The sequence below is a fragment of the Methylotenera mobilis 13 genome, from assembly GCF_000384255.1.
GTDB classification, from domain to species: Bacteria; Pseudomonadota; Gammaproteobacteria; order Burkholderiales; family Methylophilaceae; genus Methylotenera; species Methylotenera mobilis_B.
The window spans coordinates 743655-762324 of record NZ_KB913035.1 but is presented as its reverse complement, the minus strand read 5'-3'; the positions used below and the strand labels follow the sequence as shown (position 1 = coordinate 762324).

General features: G+C 41.0%; 19 protein-coding genes and 1 tRNA gene. 11 read left to right on the top strand and 9 right to left on the bottom strand.

Annotated features, from left to right (window positions below; genetic code table 11):
* Nucleotides 1–64 precede the first annotated feature (64 nt).
* Entirely contained in the window at nucleotides 65–400 is a 336-nt protein-coding gene (locus tag A391_RS0103700) for a helix-turn-helix domain-containing protein (protein WP_019897425.1), read from the bottom strand.
* A gap of 105 nt (nucleotides 401–505) precedes the next feature.
* Between A391_RS0103700 and A391_RS14415 the strand changes: the two genes are divergently transcribed.
* Genes A391_RS14415 through A391_RS13695 form a run of 5 tightly spaced genes read left to right on the top strand, consistent with a single transcriptional unit; the run spans nucleotide 506 to nucleotide 3038 of the window.
* Nucleotides 506–901, top strand: a complete 396-nt coding sequence (locus A391_RS14415) for a hypothetical protein (RefSeq protein WP_157261321.1) — start codon at nucleotides 506–508, stop codon at nucleotides 899–901.
* A 59-nt stretch (nucleotides 902–960) separates the two neighbouring features.
* Nucleotides 961–1443: a thermonuclease family protein gene (locus A391_RS0103690; RefSeq protein ID WP_019897423.1), complete on the top strand. Its 483-nt coding sequence runs from the start codon at nucleotides 961–963 to the stop codon at nucleotides 1441–1443.
* A 48-nt stretch (nucleotides 1444–1491) separates the two neighbouring features.
* Nucleotides 1492–1953 carry a hypothetical protein gene (locus tag A391_RS0103685; protein ID WP_019897422.1) on the top strand — a complete coding sequence of 154 codons (462 nt, stop codon included), beginning with the start codon at nucleotides 1492–1494 and terminating at the stop codon, nucleotides 1951–1953.
* A gap of 4 nt (nucleotides 1954–1957) precedes the next feature.
* Entirely contained in the window at nucleotides 1958–2380 is a 423-nt protein-coding gene (locus tag A391_RS0103680; protein ID WP_019897421.1) for a hypothetical protein, read from the top strand.
* Nucleotides 2381–2399: 19 nt separating this feature from the next.
* Nucleotides 2400–3038, top strand: coding sequence for a hypothetical protein (locus tag A391_RS13695; protein WP_019897420.1), 639 nt, complete (start codon nucleotides 2400–2402; stop codon nucleotides 3036–3038).
* A gap of 7 nt (nucleotides 3039–3045) precedes the next feature.
* On the opposite strand, the gene A391_RS0103670 is transcribed toward A391_RS13695, so the two are convergent.
* Together A391_RS0103670 and A391_RS0103665 are read right to left on the bottom strand one after the other, a co-directional pair.
* Nucleotides 3046–4338 (bottom strand): Y-family DNA polymerase, encoded by a 1293-nt coding sequence (locus tag A391_RS0103670; protein WP_019897419.1) that lies wholly within the window; start codon nucleotides 4336–4338, stop codon nucleotides 3046–3048.
* The gene (locus A391_RS0103665) at nucleotides 4316–4909 is read right to left on the bottom strand and encodes a LexA family protein (RefSeq protein ID WP_019897418.1); all 594 of its coding nucleotides are present in this window, start codon (nucleotides 4907–4909) and stop codon (nucleotides 4316–4318) included. Before A391_RS0103665 ends, A391_RS0103670 begins: the two co-directional genes overlap by 23 nt.
* A 105-nt stretch (nucleotides 4910–5014) precedes the next feature.
* Here A391_RS0103665 and A391_RS0103660 point away from each other — a divergent pair, with 105 nt between their 5' ends.
* The 4 genes from A391_RS0103660 to A391_RS14550 all read left to right on the top strand — a co-directional run bounded on the left by A391_RS0103660 (nucleotide 5015) and on the right by A391_RS14550 (nucleotide 9296).
* Nucleotides 5015–6217 carry an XRE family transcriptional regulator gene (locus A391_RS0103660; protein WP_019897417.1) on the top strand — a complete coding sequence of 401 codons (1203 nt, stop codon included), beginning with the start codon at nucleotides 5015–5017 and terminating at the stop codon, nucleotides 6215–6217.
* Entirely contained in the window at nucleotides 6214–6699 is a 486-nt protein-coding gene (locus A391_RS0103655; protein WP_019897415.1) for a DUF4411 family protein, read from the top strand. The genes A391_RS0103660 and A391_RS0103655 overlap by 4 nt, the downstream gene beginning before the upstream one ends.
* 263 nt (nucleotides 6700–6962) lie before the next feature.
* Nucleotides 6963–7039 (top strand) — tRNA-Arg (locus A391_RS0103650).
* 241 nt (nucleotides 7040–7280) lie between these two features.
* A complete protein-coding gene (locus tag A391_RS14550) occupies nucleotides 7281–9296 on the top strand; it encodes an autotransporter outer membrane beta-barrel domain-containing protein (RefSeq protein ID WP_019897414.1) in 2016 nt (671 codons plus the stop codon).
* Between the two features lie 32 nt (nucleotides 9297–9328).
* Here A391_RS14550 and A391_RS0103640 read toward each other — a convergent pair whose 3' ends face one another.
* The 4 genes from A391_RS0103640 to A391_RS0103630 form a co-directional block, all read right to left on the bottom strand.
* Nucleotides 9329–9883: a thermonuclease family protein gene (locus tag A391_RS0103640; RefSeq protein ID WP_088177632.1), complete on the bottom strand. Its 555-nt coding sequence runs from the start codon at nucleotides 9881–9883 to the stop codon at nucleotides 9329–9331.
* 57 nt (nucleotides 9884–9940) lie between these two features.
* The gene (locus A391_RS0103635) at nucleotides 9941–10537 is read right to left on the bottom strand and encodes a LexA family protein (protein ID WP_019897412.1); all 597 of its coding nucleotides are present in this window, start codon (nucleotides 10535–10537) and stop codon (nucleotides 9941–9943) included.
* A gap of 174 nt (nucleotides 10538–10711) precedes the next feature.
* On the bottom strand, nucleotides 10712–10783 hold the full coding sequence (pqqA, locus tag A391_RS14280; RefSeq protein WP_012777389.1) for a pyrroloquinoline quinone precursor peptide PqqA: 72 nt from the start codon (nucleotides 10781–10783) through the stop codon (nucleotides 10712–10714).
* A gap of 204 nt (nucleotides 10784–10987) precedes the next feature.
* Entirely contained in the window at nucleotides 10988–12010 is a 1023-nt protein-coding gene (locus tag A391_RS0103630) for a zinc-binding alcohol dehydrogenase family protein (protein WP_019897409.1), read from the bottom strand.
* A gap of 311 nt (nucleotides 12011–12321) precedes the next feature.
* Here A391_RS0103630 and A391_RS14110 point away from each other — a divergent pair, with 311 nt between their 5' ends.
* Nucleotides 12322–13527, top strand: coding sequence for a diguanylate cyclase (locus A391_RS14110; RefSeq protein WP_019897408.1), 1206 nt, complete (start codon nucleotides 12322–12324; stop codon nucleotides 13525–13527).
* 179 nt (nucleotides 13528–13706) lie between these two features.
* On the opposite strand, the gene A391_RS0103620 is transcribed toward A391_RS14110, so the two are convergent.
* Nucleotides 13707–16937 carry a diguanylate cyclase domain-containing protein gene (locus A391_RS0103620; protein WP_157261320.1) on the bottom strand — a complete coding sequence of 1077 codons (3231 nt, stop codon included), beginning with the start codon at nucleotides 16935–16937 and terminating at the stop codon, nucleotides 13707–13709.
* A 221-nt stretch (nucleotides 16938–17158) separates the two neighbouring features.
* The gene (locus A391_RS0103615) at nucleotides 17159–17773 is read right to left on the bottom strand and encodes a TetR/AcrR family transcriptional regulator (protein WP_019897406.1); all 615 of its coding nucleotides are present in this window, start codon (nucleotides 17771–17773) and stop codon (nucleotides 17159–17161) included.
* A 126-nt stretch (nucleotides 17774–17899) separates the two neighbouring features.
* On the opposite strand from A391_RS0103615, the gene A391_RS0103610 reads away from it, so the two are divergent.
* Nucleotides 17900–18643: an SDR family oxidoreductase gene (locus A391_RS0103610; protein WP_019897405.1), complete on the top strand. Its 744-nt coding sequence runs from the start codon at nucleotides 17900–17902 to the stop codon at nucleotides 18641–18643.
* The last annotated feature ends 27 nt before the right edge of the window (nucleotides 18644–18670 follow it).

Sequence of the window (18670 nt, the reverse complement as noted above, 5' to 3'; positions counted from 1 at the left end):
TAATTCGTTATTCTGGAGCTATTGGCTTTAGAGCCTTATTCTAAAGGGTATCAGCGAATACATACTAATTCTCTGGTTGAGTTTTGCTATCCAACTCAATAACAGATATTGCGCGTACTAGAGCCTCAGGACGCTTACTCTTAGATAGTTGATTTATTGCTAAGTTAAGAGCCTTAACATCATCTTCACATAAGAACCATGTCACTGGCCTTTTTAGAACACTGGCTATCGTGTTAATCATTGATAGAGGTGGAGCATGCTTAGCATTCTCGTACTGATTTATACGCACTTTAGCTGTAGCTTCATCAATACCTGCAAGTATACCCAACGCCTCTTGAGACAACCCTTCTGCCTCACGAGCCTCGCGCATCCTCTCTGCAAATACTTTTTCCAGTTTCATACTAGCTCTTAAACACTAAGAACTAGTTTTTACACTTTTCAGCTTGCTTTTGAGTTAAGTTATACTTAACCTACAGCACTTCTTTAACTCAATAATAATAATCAAATGTCCAAACTATCATCTGACCAAGTCCTAGAATCCATCAAGCGTGTACCATTTTCAACGAGCAGCTACCTTGTTTACCGAAATTGGACGGAGGTGCTACGTCGCAACTCTCTGGATTTAGACCTACCATCTTCATGGAATACACTTGATATGTACATGGAAGCTGGCGCACTAATACTCCAATCAGAAGCATTACAAATGCACTTCATACTTGCAAACGTTGATGCAGGAAGAGGCTTCTTTGGCGGTCAAAAAACGAGACTAGCTACCTTTGTTTCTAGAGATGGGGGACAGACATACGAAGCAGGTCCTGTGCTAAAGGATTTGATACAAGGTTTAACTGGTATTAATAACATCTACCGCGACGCAGGAATTCTAAAAGGAATCGCTTACTAGAACGTCTAGCAAAGCCAGCACATATGTCTTTTTTCTGGAGACTGTAAGATAATTCGTTGATGAATAAATACCTACTACTTGCTCTGCTCTTCACCTCAGCAGCCTATGCAGACACTCTAGAAGGCAGAGTGGTGGGTGTTACTGACGGAGACACTATAACTTTGCTAGATGCTAACAACACTCAATACAAGATTAGGCTAGCTGGTATAGATGCACCAGAGAAAAAGCAACCTTTCGGACAGGCATCTAAGAAGTCTTTGTCTGACTTAGCGTATGGTAAGGCAGTGCAAGTTGATTGGTCAAAAAGAGACCGTTATGAGCGTTTAGTAGGTAAGGTCATGGTAAATGGCCTTGATGCCAACCTAGAGCAAATTAAACGAGGGCTAGCTTGGCACTACAGCAAGTACAAGAAAGAACAGCCGCTCGAGGATAGAATCACATACTTACATGCTCAAGAAGAAGCTAAGGCTAACAAGCTAGGCTTATGGCTAGAGCCTAAACCTGTAGCCCCTTGGGATTGGCGTAAACAAATTAGGTTATAAATTAAGCATCTAAACAACCTTACTGTAAATTTGATAAGGGTATTACTAATGGCGAATGAAGCAGATACTAATGATAGACGTAAAGAACTAGACTCTTTTAATGCACATCAAGCTGATAATAGGAGTAGAGCCACACAACTCGTCAATTATGCATTTATATTAGCTGGTGGCACGTTCACCACTTCTGTAACGGTTTTTTCTTCAAAGCCAAAAGCAGAGATAACACCAGCAATGGTGGCATATCTTCATGCTGGCTGGTATTACCTTTTTTATGCAACAGTTCTATTTTTCTCAATGATAGTGCTAATCATCTTACGGGACTATTACATAGCTGAAGTTGCATGGCGACCGCAACTAAGTGGAAGGAGTCCATATCTCAAAGGTAAATTTTATAAACTCTTTTACTTCATGTTTGAATCATTAATAATAATTAGCGGCATATGGGGCGCAATTGACCTAATAAGAGGCTTAGACCGCATCATGATGGCTGCCATGGCACTCGTAGGCTGACATTATGTGTTCAGGCGTAAGGTATACGGAGCCATCAGGTAAAGAGTGGAATGTGTACTTCCCTAACCCTAAGGCTGCCCTACCCGTAGCTAACAGTGATGGTAGTGTAGAGTGGATTAAATGGGGCAGACGTAAAGAAGAACAAGCTCCTTTTGTTCAAGGTGGGTGGGCTAGGTCTGACTCTATTGAGCTAGGTAAGTGGGAGCGATATAGCCCTGTATTCGTTAAGCTCGCGGTTAATAGCTTTATGGAGAAAGATGCCGCTAAGGTATCGCACTGGATAAAACTGCGAGAAGGTACAGCGATTGAGGCTTTAATTGTGCAAAGCAAAGAAGAGAAGCGTATCTACATTGTTACAGAAGCCACACCTATTGAGTATGCATGGGTACACGATAGATGGCCTAAAATTAATGTTATAGTTCAATAAAAAAAACAGGGTACTAATAATGCGTCACTTTTATAAAGTTGTAATTGGTCTTAGTCTTATCTATTTCCTTGGGGGGTGGGTGCTTGTTCATTATGGGCAATTCCAAGAAGCAACATACTTCACTTATTCAGGAATAGTTGGGTCATTTGCATCTATAGCTGCGCTTTTATCACTCACGAGACCTGCTATCACTCAGTCAGATATTCAATCAATAGAGGTCGGCACACTTAAGTCTTTGGCAGAAACGACAGAGCAACTCAAAGCTCTTGAGGGTAGGCATGCTCAGGCGAGGGAGGCTATTGACAGCCTAGAAATTACAAAGCAAGAGATGGCACTATTAGTAAAGAAAGCTAGTCTTGCCCTCTTTCTCAAAGAACAGTACTCTTATCAAGAGAGTCAAGTACTAGATGAGATTTCAAAAAACAGCCGCTTGAACGAAGCCTTGAAACTAGCAGATGACACATCTAAAAAATTACATGCACTTGATGAAGAAATTGCAACTAGTCCATATGTGATTCAATTAAGAGAGATAATTTCGTCTGCAAATCGCCGTAAACTAAGCGATGATGAATTTATCGACGCTCTACCACCATTAGTTAAAGTTATTGTAACATTCTCACGAGTACTGAGTGATGCATTAATTTTTCGCATAAAATAACCATATCTTAACTTGTGATTGGCAACTCTGACCAATCACCTGTGTAGTTAGGACTCTTGTAACCTCTACGCATCGCCCATGCCTTCTCCGTACCCTCAGAGGCTAACTTGATTGTGCCTTTAGAGTACTTTCTATTAATACTATCTAAGGTCGCCATCAAGTTACTTTTCTTAGTATCACTAGCATAATTGCTGAATAAATCTGTCTGCTGCCCACTCTCAGGCACTAGCTCCATCAGCATGACACCAGCCTTCTGGTAGTAGATACCTTCTTTATATATTCGTTTTAGCAACCATAGCGCAGCTTTCGCAATCTGCAAGGTACAGTCTGTAGCTGACGATAAAGCTATTACCCTGCTAGCTCCGTAGTACTCCGTCTTATCAAACGGGCTGTTCTGTATAAACACATAGACAGCATTAGCATACAACCCTTGCTTACGAAGTCGTTCACTAGCATTGGTTGCATGATAACTGACGGCTTGCTCCAGGTCTTGTAGGGTTGTGACTCTAGTACCGAATGACCGAGAACTCATTACTTGCTTAGCCTCTGCTAAGGTCTCATCCAGTCCTAGCCACGACTCACCATTCAGCTCTTTGATAGTGCGCTCAAGCAGCAGCCCGAACTCATCCCTTATTCGCTTAGGGTTAGCTCGCTTTAGCCTAAGCACATCATAAACACCTACCTTATTGAGTTTAGCCTCTAGCTTGCCGCCTATACCCCATACCTTCGATAGAGGTAGCTGCTGCATGATGCCGTCTAGCTCAGCTTCGCTCATGCTGGTGAAGTCGCATACACCATTCATGTGAGGTTGCTTCTTAGCGCAATGATTAGCAAGCTTAGCTAGCGTCTTTGTACTGCCCATTCCGACGCATATCGGTAGGCCAGTCCATTGCATTACCGTGTCTTTAATCTCTTGCCCATAAACGACTAAGTCTCGCTTGATACCTGTGAGGTCAAGAAAAGACTCATCAATCGAATAGACCTCTTGCCTTGGAGTGAACTGTCTCAAGGTAGCCATAAAGCGATTGCTCATATTGGCATACAACTCATAGTTAGATGAGAACGCAACTACACCTAGTTTCTTCGCTTCTTCCTCAATCTCAAACCAAGGTCTGCACATGTAGAGGTCCAGCATAGCCTTAGCTTCTTTACTCTGAGCTATCACGCACCCATCGTTATTCGACAGGACTACAACTGGCGTATCTCTTAGGTCTGGCCTAAATACTTTCTCACAAGATGCGTAAAACGAATTAGCATCACAGAGTGCGTATACGCGATTATTTTGGCTGGTGAATGACATAGGTCACGACACCAAAGATAGTCAGCTCCTGCCCCTCAGAAAACGTAATTGGCGCATGGTCTGGATGCTCAGAAAGCAGCTTAACGACATTCCCTCGCTTATACAGTCGCTTCACCATCCACTCTCCGTCTACAGCTGCTATAACGATACTAGACGACTTAGGTTTGACTGCTCTATCGACTATGACAGTATCACCCTCGAATACACCAGCGCCCTCCATAGAGTTACCTTTAACTTCAAAGAAGAAGGTAGCTGGGGGATTGCTGATGTATCGCTCATTAAGGTCTAAAAACTTCTGTTCGTAGTCTTGAGCTGGTGAAGGGAAACGAGATTGCCCTGCTGACACTTTAGCACTGTAAATAGGCCTAGCTAATGCAATAGGATTAAGTGAAGCTTGTAGTGCTGGAGGCATAGGCTCTGATTGCTTAGCTGGTTTATTCTTGAAAGCCTCGAGATACACCAACACATCAGGCTTGATGCTGTTCGGCACTCTGATAACAGAGGTCTTCTCTCCGTATGGACTCATAGGCTTCTTAGGGCCTGAACCTTCGCGCTTTCCTCCACTTGCCATTATTCGTTATCCAATTTGAACTATGTAACAGTATTCAATTTAACATATCAAGTGTAAGATAGGAACTTATTAAGTTATTAATATTTAGCCCAATAGAAGCAACTGATGGCAATACGCATATTCGCAAACATTAAACCCGAGATTTTGATTTGGGCTAGACAGTCTGCTGGATTCTCCCAAGAAGCAGTAGCGGCTTCTATTAAACAAACTTTAGATACAATTCTTTCTTGGGAGAGTGGGGACTCAGCTCCATCCATTCCGCAATTAAGAGAGCTAGCCACCCTCTACAAGAGACCGTTAAGTGTCTTCTACCTTCAAGAAGTCCCAATGGGCTTCATGGTAATTAGCGACTTTCGCAGAACCTCACCTGAGTCTCCCAGAAAATTCTCGCCTGAACTTACTCAGGAGATTCGGATAGCCAATCAACGTCGCATGCTCGCTAAAGAGATGCTCACAGATATAGGTAGTGAGGAGTCAATAGCGTTCAACTTTAGTATTAGCATTCAGGACAGCCCAGAGCAAGCTGGCCTAAAAATGAGGGAATACTTTGGACTATCAACAACGGAACAGCCTTACAGGAGTGACACATCGGGCAGAACTGGTCTCACATTATGGCGAGAACTAATTGAGAAAGCTGGTGTGCTCGTTTTCCAGAGCATTCGCATAGCATCAGAAGAAGCATCAGGCTTTGCCTTAGCATACCCAGAGCTACCAGTAATCGTAATTAACCGCAAAGATGCCCCAGTACGGAGATTGTTTTCACTGTTACATGAGTTAGCTCATTTAGGGCTGCGTAAGAGTGGGGTTTCTGATTTAGAGGTTGACTCTCCTAGACCTCTTGAGGATAAAGCCTTAGAGGCCTTCTGCAATGGAGTAGCCGCATCTGCCTTAATGCCTGAAAGTATCTTTAAACTAGACTCTGTAGTGCTGCGACACGGTCAATCAATTACTTGGGATGATGCTGAAATTGCTCATATTGCTGGGAAGTTCGGTGTTAGCAGAGAAGCAGCTGTAAGGCGCCTTCTTACCTTAGGCCTAACCAACAACGACTTCTACAACACGAAGCGAGAGCAATACAGACAAGAGCATATCGAAAAGAAAGACCAAGAAAAACACTCATATGTGTCAGCACCAATCAAACGCAATATGCCACAAGAGACTTTAAGCAATTATGGTAGAAGGTATATAGACTTAGTATTCCAAAACTACTATCAAGATAAACTGACTCTCAGCGAAGTGTCTGGCTATCTAGGCATTAGAACAAATCATGTATTAGCTTTGGGTCATAAACTAGGAGCATCTTGGTGATAGTGCGCGATACTGCCAAGTACTGCATAGACACTAGTAGCATAATTCATGCGTGGCTAAGAGCTTATCCACCAAAGAACTTTCATTCATTCTGGGAGCGAGTCGAAGAGCTAATCAACAGCGGCGTCATCATTGCATCTGTAGAGGTAATAAATGAGCTGAAGAAAAAAGATGATGCAATTCATAAGTGGGCAACAGCTTTACCTAGTCACTTTTCGGTAGATATTGATGATAATCAACAAGCGCTGCTCGCTTACATCATGGGTACACACCCTAGACTCGTCGATACTACCAAAGGTAGGTCTGAAGGAGACCCTTTCGTAATTTCACTCGCATTGTGCTACAACCCTCCTTTAATCGTCATAAGCGAAGAAAATTATGGAAAAGTAAGCAGCCCCAAAATTCCTGATGTTTGTCGAGCGGAGGGGGTAACGTGTATCAGGCTAGTAGAGTTAGTGCAGCGCGAAAACTGGATTCTTTGATTCACAACTACTATCAACAACATTCTCTTTGTATAGATATTCACTAAAAATCTTAAATATTTGCGAATTGAAGATGACTAGGGCTAATCTTTGTAGTAATATTCGCGCCTTGTTACATTAAAGCATTACAAGTGTTACACCACTACTATCGTAAGTAGTTGATTGGTATGAGTAGCGAAAGAATCCCTCGCTCTCCGCCAAGTTTTAAAAGTGTGAATATTTTGCTGGATAAATTTTCAGCTTCGAGTATAATGCACGCTTTCGCGCCCGTAGCTCAGCTGGATAGAGTACTTGGCTACGAACCAAGGGGTCAGGAGTTCGAATCTCTTCGGGCGCACCAAACAGATATAGAAGTGGGCACTTGTTTCAGGTGACCCACTTTTTTATCGTCTATCTGTTACCGCATGCGCTAACGCACCATAGCAGCCTTTTATTGTGGCAGTGTTTCTTTTAATACCCCCTCATCTACTAGATTTCAGTAGTCTTTGCGAATAGTTTTGAATCACACAACTAAATAGATGCCAAATTAAATTAAGAAAATTACATTCAAGTGTATATTGACAACATCTCCGGAGATAAACATGTTGTTAAAGCTATTTGGTAATATAGCCAAGCCTAGAAGAAAAATCAGTATTGAAAAATTGATATCTTTAAAAGATCAAGTGTTAGCTATAAGCCAGTCTCAAGCTGTTATTGAGTCCAAGTTAAATCACCAATTATCAAATAAATTAAGATTTACCCAATGGTTTACTCATGCATTAATGCATACACAAGCGCTAAGCTTGTCTTTAAGTCAAGGCGCCAGTATCAAAATACTAACAAATAACGCAGATAGTAGATATCTTTGGATGTTTGCTTTTCTTGCATCCATGCACACAGAGCAAGCCTATGCATTATGTAATGGAGGAGTAACCGTCACCTCTACGGTAGTTGTATCTGCAAATTGTAATGGTTCAAATATAAAAGGCCTCACGCTGAACACCGGTGCTGATGTCACTATTAATTCAGGCGTCACTGTCTCTAACGATGCGGGATTTGGCGTCAATGGTAGAGCAGTTGTTGTGCTGAGCACTTCCACATCAGCATCCTTGGTCAATAATGGCTCTATTTATACCTATAACCAATGGGGGTTATGGAATCAGGCAGGTGGAAATGTCAGTGTCGTCAATTTTGGACAGATCACTGGAGTGGTTAGATACGGCATCTCTAACCAGGGAACAATTACCTCTCTGACCAATGTCGGGAATATTACAGGTGGCTTTGGTAGCATTGGAAACAACTCCTCTCCTATACCTTCGATCAATGTGTTTAACAACTTGCAGGGGCAGAGTGGCTCACTATCAGCTCCAGTGACGCTTAGTGGTTATTTACCGCTTAGCTACAACATCATTATTCAGAATCCCTCAACCTATGGCCAACTATCGGCACCTAGTCAACTAGGTGGAATGGCCTTCAATATTTATGGCAATGCCGGGACAACTTTGGTGCCTGGTGTTAACGCTTCTACGATTACAGCAAATCGCTACTTAAATGTATTAAAAGGCTTTAGTTCTTTATCTAGTGTAACTGGAATCAATGGCACATATAGTGGCTATCGCTATAGTTTGGTTGCTAATGAATTACTTGCGAATAGTTGGGACTTACTGGTGTTTTTAGCTGGCCCATCAATGACTGACACTCAAGCTTCAATTCGCAACTCAGCCCAAAAGTTAAGGGGTGTTTTCAACGCAGCTGCTATCTCCAGCAACTTTGCAAACATGAACACATATGACTGTAATTTATTTGATTCTAAAGGGATGTGTATCTCTGGAGGTGGCAGATTCACAGCAGTCGACAACCCAGATTCAAGTAGCACAAGTGCTGTATTGGTATTAGGTTATAAAGCCACACCTAATGTCCGTATTGGTGGATTCTTTGACCAGAATGTAAACAGCACAGCGCCCACAGGTATCAAAGTGTCTAATAAGAATCCCTTGATGGGTGCATTTGTAGTTTGGAACCAACATGCTAATAGCCTAGGCTATCAGGTTAAACTGGCCAATGCCTATCAAGACAAAAACATTAAAACTACTCGTAATGTGATTGGCACATCAGAATTAGGTACTGGATCTACGAACCTGAATACGCAAAGTTATGTAGGTGAGTTAAGTTATGCATTTAGTTACAAAGATAAAACATTGGTGCGTCCCTATTTTGCATTACGCCACACCTCCATCAAACAAGATTCTTACACTGAAAGTGATATTAGTACGCCTTTAAGCTATGCCTCACTAACTGATCGCTCAATAACTGGACTAGTGGGATTAAAGCTCAATTATGCTCTTACGTCTAAAGCTACGCTAACGGCAAGCTTGGGTATTGAGCACGACTTAGAACATAGCGTAGACAAATACTCCGGCACCTCAACAGGCATTAGTGGACTGACTTCTGAGAACTTCAACGACAGCATTCAACGCACCAGAACAGTAGCTTCTGCAGGTGCTTATTATGCAGTGTCTAAAAATCAACGTATTTTAGGTGATGTTTATTACCAACAATTGCCATTCCAAAGTACTGGGTCAACAACAGCTTACTTTAATTACATGATTGGGTTTTAATCAAAACACCATGCTTCAGCAATCAGCTTATGCTAATTAATTCTACCTTGTTTTCTAAACTCCCAAGGCGGTGTAGGGTTTTTATCGACCCAAAGTCCTATTTGCTTTTCTTCTGCTGAGATTTGTGCATTTTCATAATCTATGCGATCTTGTGATGGCTGTTCATTCTGATAATGAAGAAAGAACCAAGCCATGCCTAATTTAATTTGCTCCAGATTGATATCAACGCCATTTAGAAGCACTTTACCTACAGCACGTTTATGTTTTTTTTCAAGCTTTAACCACTCTACATCAACTTCCTTGCCATTTACTAAATCCGATAATGACTTTCTAGACGCTATGCCATAGGGTTGGGCTTTTTCAGGCGCATCAATCCCAGACAGTCTTATTTTATATTTTGTGTTGTTTGAATTTAATATGGTAATGGTATCGCCGCTTGCAACTGCGATGACACGCCCACTAATAAGCTCGGCACTCACATTAAGAGGCATTACTAGTATCAGACAAAACAAAATAGCGAGTTGTTGTCGCAACTGAAACAATCTATAGTCAGACGCAAGTTGTTTGGCAGAATAAAATAGGTTCATCGCATTCAATATCTACTGTTATGACGTCACTATTTATTATCAACCAAATTGATATTATTAGTAAGTGCGAAACTGCCCAGCGACCACACCATAGATATAAAACTGCTCTTTAGGACGGATTGTTTCAAATTCTTTATTGGCAGGAATCAATACAAATTGATTGTTTTCTTTTCCAAGCGTCTTAATCGTGAATTTATCATCAATAATGGCGACTACAATATCTCCGATATTCGCGGTGGGTCTTTTCTCAACGACTACAGTATCGCCATCCATAATGCCTAGGTCTTTCATAGAATCACCTCTAACTGGAATTAGCTCAGTAATGGATGGTTTTTTAACCAAATGCTCATCGATAGTGATGTAATCCCCACCTTCGTGATGCGTAGCACTGAAAGCACCAGCTTGCACCGTGCTATTGGATAGGGGGCGCTCGAAGAACCTTCTACCTGGGCTTAGCTTTTTGTCAGGGGCGACGTCAAGAAAACCCATCAACTTTAAGCGTGCAATCAACTTAGAAATGGTATCTTTAGAGCGCATATTCAGAAGCTGCTGCATGTAGCTATAACTTGGTAAGGAGTGATAGCTTGCAAAATAATCGCGCAACTGGCCTAGCTTTTCTAAATCAAAGGCTTGAGTTTGGTTGAAATCAGTCATGTCAATATCCTATTTAAATTGTTCATCCACCAAAGAACAAACGTTCGTTCTTTGCTATTATCAATCTAATCGATAGGAATGACAAGACTTTCTATTTTAAAAAGAGCTGCTTTATAAGTTCATAAAAAAACCCAGCACTAAGCTGGGTTCTGTAGCACTTGAGAACAATTAAGATTACTTGTTCATTACGTACATTGTTACTTCAAAGCCAAAACGCATTTCTGTCGCTGCTGGTGTTGTCCACATAATAATCTCCAAAGTTTTGTTTTTTGAACCGACATCATGTCTTGTTCGAGTGAGTTCATTATGTACCTGATTTCGAGTATCACGCTATCAGTGTTCATGAATGAGGCTTAAGCAAAATCATGAAGTGTCGCTAAGCGCTCACACAGAGTTTGGCTTGCTACTACTTGATTCGTCAAACTCATCACGACTAAAAGTAAATGACAATTATCTCCAACCGCTTAATACTATCTTACCGATGACTGCACCTGCTTCAATCCGAGCATGCGCCTGACGAAGATTATTTGCATTAATAGGTGATAGCGTTTCGTTAATGGTGGTTCTTATTTGTCCGTCATCCACCAGCTTGGCAACGCGATCCAAAATATGATGCTGTTCTATCATGTCTACAGTTTGGTACATAGAGCGTGTATACATCATCTCCCACACAAAAGTGGCGCTTTTGTTCTTAAGTAGGCTCATCTCTACAGGCTTCATCGTTTCTACAATAGAACATATGCGCCCTTGTGGTTTAATCAGCTCTGCCATCACAGGGAAGTATGCATCGGTATCATTGCAACAGAAAATATAATCAGGCTGTGAGATACCAATTTCGGCCATTTGTTGCACAAGATCTTGCTGATGATTCACAACATGGTGCGCACCTAAATCACGCACCCACTGGCTAGTCTCTGATCGTGAGGCTGTGGCCACCACTGTTAATCCAGTCAGTTTACTAGCGAGTTGTATCGCTATAGAGCCAACACCTCCTGCTCCACCAATAATTAATATGCACTTACCTTGATTGGACGAAGACTGCAATGAGATTTCCAATCGCTCAAACAAAGACTCCCAAGCGGTGACAGAGGTTAAAGGTAGTGCAGCGGCTTGTTCATAGCTTAAACTTTTTGGCATATGCCCAACAATACGTTCATCAATCAATTGATACTCAGCATTAGAACCAGAGCGCGTGATTTCTCCTGCATAAAACACCTTATCTCCGGGTTTAAATAGAGTGCAATCCTGCCCTATTTTAACCACCTCTCCTGCAGCATCCCAACCAAGAATCTTTGGATTTAGCTCAACTTTATCTTTTGGTTGGCGTACCTTGGTATCAATAGGATTAACCGCAATAGCATGCACACGCACTAGCAGATCTTTGCCACTGACTTCGGGAATGGGTAGCTCATAATCTAGGAGTGACTCTGGATGATCAATACTTAAATATCGGGTAAGTCCTACTGCTTTCATCTCAATTCCTTTTACTAAACTATGACCATTGAACTTATTCAATCAGTTGTAGCAACTAAATAAAGTTTTCATTCAATTTTTTGCTGGCACCAACCATAAATCTACACCTGAGTAAGCGGCCACATTGCGCCTGTTAGGTGGTTAACTCGGTATTCTTCAACTAACATACAAACAAATAGCTTGTTTAGTACTTAGTTAAATATGAACCTTACTTAAGACCTTACATTCTTTACTAGCACATTGAACGATAACATATCGCTATATAGTAAAATTAAATATGCAAATGATGGTTAGCGATAAACTTTACATTCATGCTCAAATTAAATTTCTCACATAAGAAACTAGATCTACGTTACCGGTTTGCGTTAGCGCTGCTGCTATTCTCGCTCGCACTTGCTTTCCGTTTCACTATTTTACCTCAAGGTGGTGGTGGCCCTTTTGTCACATTTTATCCAGCCATTATATTGAGCTTTTACTTCTGTGGTGCATACCTAGGCCTACTAGTAGCGTTATGTGCAGGACTTGCTGGCGCTTATTACTTCATTCCCCCTTATCATCAATTCTCTATCGATGCCACTACGTATTCTTCACTCATATTTTTCTCAATTACCTCAGGCCTTGTCGGCTTCTTCATTTCTAGGTTACATCGTCATATTGAAGAAATTAGCATCATTCTAGATAACGAAATGATTGGCGGCATGATGCTCAAAGACCGAAAAATTGTTTGGTGTAACACAGCAGTCAGCCGGATTCTTGGCTACCCACCGTCAATGTTATTAGGGTCATCAACCAAGATGCTATTTGCCGATGAGAAAATGTTCGACACTGTAGGACGAGACGCATACCCACTAAAAGTAGGTAAACCCTACCGTACACAATTTGAAATGAAGAAAGTCGATGGCAGTAAGATTTGGATTGATATTAGTGGTGCCGCCATTTCTTATGACAAACATTTATCGCTTTGGTTATTAAATGATATTTCAAAACAAAAAACACTAGAAGATGAATTAAAACATAAGGTTAATCACGACTACTTAACAGGCCTTAACAGTAGAGACTGGTTCATGAACCAAGCGTTGATAGAGTTAAACCGGGCAAATCGCTTTAGCAGTCCACTCTCATTATTAATGTTGGATATTGATTTCTTTAAAACCGTTAATGACACGCATGGGCACCAAGTGGGAGATATAGCACTCAAAAGTGTTGCCGATATAGCGAAAAGCACCCTGCGTGACTTTGATATTTGTGCAAGATTAGGTGGAGAGGAGTTTGCCGTGCTGTTGCCTGAAACAAACAAAAGTCAGGCTTATGAAGTTGCGGAACGTTTAAGATTAGCCATCGAAAACTCAAAAGTGCCTCTGCCTAGTGGCGGGTTACCTTTAACAATGACAATTTCAATTGGGGTGTCATCCATGACCTCAAAAGATGACAATATTGACGTACTTATTAGCAAAGCTGATAAAGCACTCTATGAGGCTAAAAAAACAGGTCGTAATAAAGTCTGTGCGTCACAATAGCGAGTTATGCGTTTAATAACATCTATCAGTTAGATAAATCAGAAATTAGCAACACGCAAGAGACTTTAGATGAATGCCTATTCGCATTTAAGCTACCTAAAGTGTTTTCAACCAAAACTATAAAGACAAACTAGATGGAAATGAGTAACTAGAAGTTATCATCCCAATACTTAAGAGAGTTACTCCATGAAAAATGTAAGTCGGTTACGACCTGCATTTTTAGATTGGTACATGGCGATATCTGCCTGCTTTAATACCTCGTCAACACTTTTGGTGTCTCTATTAAACATAGCGACACCCATGCTAGGTGTGCTAGTGTGTAAATATCCATCAAAATCAACAGTGTTATTTAATGCCTCTAATACCTTTTCTCCAACAATCCTAACATAAGCTATTGCTTGGTTTAAGTCTGCAGAAAGCTCTTCTATTAAGATCACAAACTCATCACCACCCAACCTTGCCACAGTGTCATGATCTCTGACGCATTGCTTTAACCTCTTCGCCACTTCTTGAAGCAAAATATCGCCTTTGTCATGGCCTAGAGTGTCATTTAATTGTTTAAAGTTATCTAGGTCGATAAAAATGACAGCACCAAACTGTAACTTTCTGCGTGAGGAAGATAACGCTTGTTCAATACGATCTAGTAGCAGTCTGCGATTAGGTAGTGCAGTTAGTGCATCATAAAATGCAAGTTTTCGCACTTCATCCTCTGCGCTCACACGCAATGTAATATCTGAATTAATAGAAAATATTGATTTTGGCTGACCTCTAACATCGCGCATCAAGGTCCAGTGGCTTTCAATAATCAACTGATGGCCATTTTTGTGTCTTTTAGTGACCTCACCTTTCCACTCACCTTCTTTCAGCAAAACCGTTAATGCCTGCTTGAGTGCTTTCTGATCTTGGCGTAAACGTTTCTGGATTGGGTGGTTCAAGACCTCGTCTGCGCGCCATCCATAAAGCGCCTCTGCGCCTTTATTCCAATATTTAACCATGAGGTCCATATCGTAAATGACAATAGCATCGTTTGTTTTATCAAGTAATGATGCCTGCTCTTGAATAATTGAATCATCATTCAACCGCTCTAACTCACTGGCTGTTCGTGCTGCAAAGATTTTAAGAATGGATTTAATCAAATCTTCGGATTGATCTTGTATCGCATGCTTAAAAAATACAAATAACAATCCAATATCGTTCCCCTTAGAGTCGTATAAATACAAGCCAGCAAAAGCCTGATAGGGGTGAAACTTCATCATGCTTAAATGAGGAAAATTTTTGTCCGCATGGTTTTTTACAATCACTAAATCAGCTTCAGCAAAGAAGGACTGTGCAATCGTATCGGGGACTTCAAATTCAAAATTATCTTTAAGATCCTGACCTAACGCCACAGCCAGCGTGTTTGCTTTTAGTGGCTTTACAGACTGCAATTGCGCTATATATGCAGCATCGGCCTCTAATGTTTCCGTTATCCCGCTGATAAGCTCTTTAAAGAAGTTAGACCCTGTTGCACTGCTAACGCTCAGGGCAACCTTGACCATTGCATTACTTAATCGCTGACGTTGTTTCTCCGCTCTGATATTACTAATGCCTGCCCCTAAGTTATCGGTGAGCTCTTGCAACAACTCAATCTCACCATCTGAAAACTTCCGGACTTCAGTAGAATATAAGGCTAATGTCCCAATTGGTTTTTGCCGATCTTTAAGTGGCAATACAACCAGCCCTCTATAACCATGATGTCTAGCCAACTCTTTAAAATGGAATGACTCATCTGACAGCAAATCTTCAATCACATGTGTTTTGCCAGTTCTTATCACCTCACCTGCAGGGGCTTGATCAATTGAGCCATCATCCGCCCAACTTAAATTCATTGTTTCCAGATAACTTTTACCCGAATCACCGAAAAATGCTTGTGGGCTGATGCTTTTACGTTCGTCATCCTCCGCATAGCCAACCCAAGCCATGCGATACCCACCCACCTCTACTGCAATCCGGCATATCTCAATAATGAGTCTTTTCTCATCATTAATTTGAGTAATTGCATGATTGGTTTTGCTTAACATCAGCAACGCTCGGTTAAGCCATGCCAGGTCAAGTTCGGATTTTTTACGCGTCGTGATATCTTGAAATGCCCCGATCAGCTTCACCACTTTGCCATCCACCAAGACTGGAGAGCCTTGAGTTCTTACCCAGATACATCTGCCTTTGGCAGTGATAAAAGGCAACTCAAGGTCCCATGATGATGCATTCTCAATGCTATCTTTAACGACACTAAGAATGGCAGATCTAGCTTCTGGTGGATAAAACTCAATGGCTTGCTCCAGTGGAGGCGGATCAATTGTCTCTAATTCATGGATTTTAAAAACTTCTTTTGTCCATTTGATCCCGTTATCTTCCAGATCAAATTGCCACCCGCCTATCTTAGCCATTTCACCGGTTAGCTCTAAAATAGAGGTGAGACTCTTTAACGAGTTTTGCGCCTCAATTTCAGCAGAAATATCACGCGCAACGCCCATGTACCCTAACAATACGCCGTAATCATCAATCAACGCTGTCACTGAAAGGTTGACTGTTATTCTGCGCCCATCCTTACGAATATAAGTCCATCTTCGACTATCAGGATGCCCATACTTAGCTTTTAGTACAAATACTTCAAAACCTGGATTAATTGTTTTTCCAAACTCGTTACTCAGTGTTTTAGCATAGTCAATAATCTCAGCTTGATCATGAAAAATTGCAGGTGTAAATTTTTCCACCACTTCATGAGCATCGTAACCAAGCATCTTTTCAGCACCCTGATTAAAACTTGTAATCACACCATCAGGCGTAGTTGAAATAATTGACTCGTCTGCACTATTTAAAAGCGCATCGTAAAAGATAGTTGAGTTGGCTAACTTTTTAGAAAGCTCTGCAGTTTCCAGCAGTGTTTTTCGATGTTCAAATTCAGACATCACTTGCTTAGCAATTCTTGCAAGAGAAATACGCTGACTTTCATCGAGCTTTTTAGGCACTTTATCAATCACACATAAAGTACCTAACTTACTACCATTACTAGCAGTTAAAGGGAAGCCTGCATAAAAGCGAATATATGGGTCTTGAGTGACCAGCGGATTATCTCTAAAACGCTCATCTTGAAGGGCATCACTGATCTCAAACAACACATCGTCATGTATGGCATGTCCGCAAAAAGAAATATCTCGACTGGTTTCACTTGCGGCTAATCCATAGGAGCTCTTGAACCATTGTCTTGACTCATCAATAAGTGAAATCAGTGAAATAGGTGTTCCACATATCTCTGAAGCAAGCTTTGTTAAATTATCAAAGGCCTCCTCTGGGGGAGAGTCCAATATCTGATAATCTGCTAACGTTTGAAGCCGCGCTAATTCATCTATTGTAACTTTGGGGCTTATCAATTTTCTTCCTGTTTTTTTAGATAGCAATATTGCCTTAGCACTTACTAATCTACGCTAGAAGAATTATATTGTAATACCATGTTGTTACATAACAATATGTCTTGATGACCGTCATATTTTGTCAACAACACTAGATTAATTCTAATCCTAAAAATTGTTATTTAAGGTGTATTGCGTTAGCTATTACCACAAATACATGACTTTTATTTTTGATGATGTCATCAACTAGTTAATGACCTGCAATATCCATACATGCATTTCAGCCCAAGCTTGGCAGTCTCCTCTAACGATTGCTTTGAAGCACCATCTTTCGCTTTCAGTGCCATGCCCTGTATGAGCGTCGTGAAGTACTCGGCTAATATAGTGGGGTCTGCCGCTTCACTCAGTTGATTGTCATGCTTAGCCTTTATAAATCGATCTACCCAAACTTGCTTGTATGCAATACGGAGTTCTTTTAGATGCTCTCCATGTTCAGAATGTTCTGGTGAGGTATTAATCGCAGAGGTAATTACTAAACAAGTGTTTGGATTTTCATTGCTTGAAAATAGCTTAAGACACTCCTGCAGTGCTCCTTCAACCGCTAATGCTATGTTTGGCGTGGTGTTTAACACCTTAAGCTGGCCATTCACAACAATTGGCATGTAGTTAGATACCACTTCTTTAAAAATGCTGTCTTTATTGCCAAATGCTGCATATAAGCTGGGGGCTTTCATCCCTATCGCGTTAATAAGGTCAGCCATCGTCGTGCCTTCGTAGCCTTTTTCCCAAAAAACATACATGGCTTTAGTTAAAGCCTCATCTTTATTAAACGTTCTTGGACGCCCTGCTACCGCCATTTTATTACCTTTACTCTTTCGTATTTATAAATAATATAACATGGATTACATATTATTGTTGACTTTGAGTTAAATTGAATGAAATAATGTAACTTGGATTACATTATTTAAACAAGGAAAATTATCATGGCATCACATCAAGGGAAAGTTGCATTCATTACAGGCGCAAATCGTGGTATTGGCTTTGAAACTGCTAAAAAGTTAGGTGAGTTAGGAATAACTGTTGTGTTGGGCGTACGAAGCGTGTCTAAAAGCCAAATAGCCTTAGAGTCACTGATAGCACAAGGAATTAAAGCTGACATTGTTCATTACGATGCTGATGATCAGGCAACGAATGACGAAGTATTTAACTACTTAAATAATCAATATGGAAAATTGGATATTTTAGTTAACAATGCCGGCATTCTTCTTGAAGGTATTATGGGTAAGAACACCAGTAGCTCTATCAGCCAAGAGACACTTAACCATACATTCAATACTAATTTATTTGCCGTTATTTCATTAACGCAAAAACTATTACCTTTAATTAAAAAATCAGATGCTGGTCGAATCGTTAATTTATCTAGCATCCTAGGTTCATTAACTTTGCATAGCATGGAAAACTCTCCAATAGATCCTGCAAAAGCATTTGCTTACAATGCGTCAAAAACTGCCTTGAACGCATATACCATTCACTTAGCAAGCGAGTTGAAAGGTAGCGGCATAAAAGTTAACTCGGCACATCCTGGCTGGGTTAAAACAGCGCTAGGCGGCACAAATGCACCGATGGAAATCGAGGACAGCTATAAAACATCCGTGCGCTTAGCTACATTGCCTAATGATGGCCCTACTGGCGGCTTTTTCCATGAGGGAGACACCTTACCTTGGTAAGCATTTCCAACCAATACAGAGGATTAA